This window comes from Streptomyces sp. NPDC037301 (genome assembly GCF_055602785.1).
Genome location: NZ_JBVJWD010000166.1, coordinates 1 through 1,821, shown reverse-complemented (window position 1 = coordinate 1,821; position 1,821 = coordinate 1). Strand labels below are relative to the sequence as shown.

Here is a 1,821-nt window from a genome sequence, read left to right as displayed (position 1 = left end):
ACCCGCTGTTGGGACGGACCGTTCGGCGCCGTCATGCCGTTCGACGCGCCGTCCTGATTGACCGCGGTACCCCGCACCACCGCGAGAACACGATGACCGTTACGGCGGGCATCGGAAAGACGCTCCACAAGGAGCAACCCGACACCCTCACCCCAGGCGGTGCCGTCGGCACCCTCAGCAAACGCCTTGCACCGGCCATCGGCGGCAAGACCGCCCTGCTTGCCGAACTCCGCGAACACACCAGGGGTCGACATCACGGTGACGCCGCCGACCAGGGCCAGCGGGCAGTCGCCGGAGCGCAGCGCGCGGGCCGCGAGGTGCAGCGCCACGAGGGAGGCCGAGCAGGCGGTGTCGACCGTCACGGCAGGGCCCTCGAAGCCGAAGGTGTAGGCGATGCGGCCGGAGACGACGCTGGACGCGTTGCCGGTCAGGAGGTGACCGAGGGACTCGTGTCCCGCGTGGTTGAGCATGCCGGGGTAGTCGGCGCCGTTGACGCCGATGAACACGCCGGCCTTGCTGCCGTGCAGGCCGGTGACGTCGATGCCCGCGCGTTCCAAGGTCTCCCAGGACGTCTGCAGGAGCAGCCGCTGCTGCGGGTCCATCTCCAGGGCTTCGCGCGGGGATATGCCGAAGAAGGTGGCGTCGAATTCGGTGGCCGTTTCGAGGAAGCCGCCCTGCGGACGGGCCCCGCCCTCAAACTGCTGCCAGCCGCGGTCGTCGGGGAAGTCGCTCATGGCGTCGACACCGTCGTGCAGCAGGTCCCAGAACTCCTCGGGTGTACCGGCCCCGCCCGGGAACCGGCAGCCCATACCAACGATCGCAATGGGCTCGCGCTCGGCCTCCTCCAGGTCTCGGACACGGCCCCTGGTGCGTTTCAGGTCCGCCGTCACCCGCTTCAGGTACTCGACGATCTGCTCTTTCTCAGCCATGTCCGAAACCCCTCGTTGTGCAGAACGTGCTTGTGGGCCGTGCGTGCATCAGCTCAGCCCGATCTCGTCGTCGATGTAGCGCAGCAGCTCTTCCTCGCTGACCTCGCTCAGCTCGTCGGCCCCCACGTCCTGGGCCTGGCCGCCGCCTGGCGCGGTGCCGGCCAGCGTCCTGGAGCGTTCCCGCCAGCGCAGCAGCAGGGTCTCCAGACGGGCCGTCAGCTTGTTGACCTCGGCCTCGTCACGCTCGTCGTCGAGCATGGCCTCAAGACGGTCGACGGTCTCCCTGCCCCACTCCTCGGCCTCCGTCCCGGGCAGCAGGATCTCGAGCAGACGGCCGGTAAGGGCCTCGGGCGTGGGGTAGTCGAAGACGAGCGTGGTGGGCAGCCTCGTACCGGCCATCCGGGCCAGGCGGTTGCGGAGTTCGACGGCGGTCAGCGAGTCGAAGCCGAGCTCCGTGAACGGCCGGGTGGCCGAGATCCGGTCGCCCGTGCCGTACTTGAGGACCGCGGCGATCTCGCCGCGCACCGTCTCGAGGAGGGCTTCCCGCCGCTCGGCCGCGGGCAGCGCGGAGAGGCGGCCGCGCAGCGCCTGGGCGTCCGGCGCCGTGGCGCGGCGCGGTGCGGAGCGCACCAGGCCGCGCAGCAGCGCGGGCGTGTCCTCGCCGCGGCGCAGCTGGGCGCGGTCCAGCTGGACTGGCGCGGTGTGCGGCAGGCCGCTTGCGAGCGCGCGGTCGAAAAGGGCGAGTCCTTCCTCCGTGCTGAACGGCAGTACACCGCCGGCGCTCATCCGCCGCAGCCCGGATTCGCCGAGGGTGGCGGTGAGTTCGCTGGTCTCCTCCCACAAGCCCCACGACAGGGACTGGGCGGGAAGACCTTCGGCACGGCGGCGCACC

2 protein-coding genes are annotated in these 1,821 nt (G+C 71.0%); both read right to left on the bottom strand.

Annotated elements, in window-relative coordinates; translation table 11 throughout:
- On the bottom strand, positions 1–929 hold a 929-nt coding region (locus ACZ7IB_RS49145), incomplete at its 3' end, for a beta-ketoacyl synthase N-terminal-like domain-containing protein (RefSeq protein WP_470921881.1).
- 48 nt (positions 930–977) lie between these two features.
- Positions 978–1,821: acyl carrier protein (locus tag ACZ7IB_RS49140; protein WP_470921879.1), on the bottom strand; the 844-nt coding region annotated here is incomplete at its 5' end.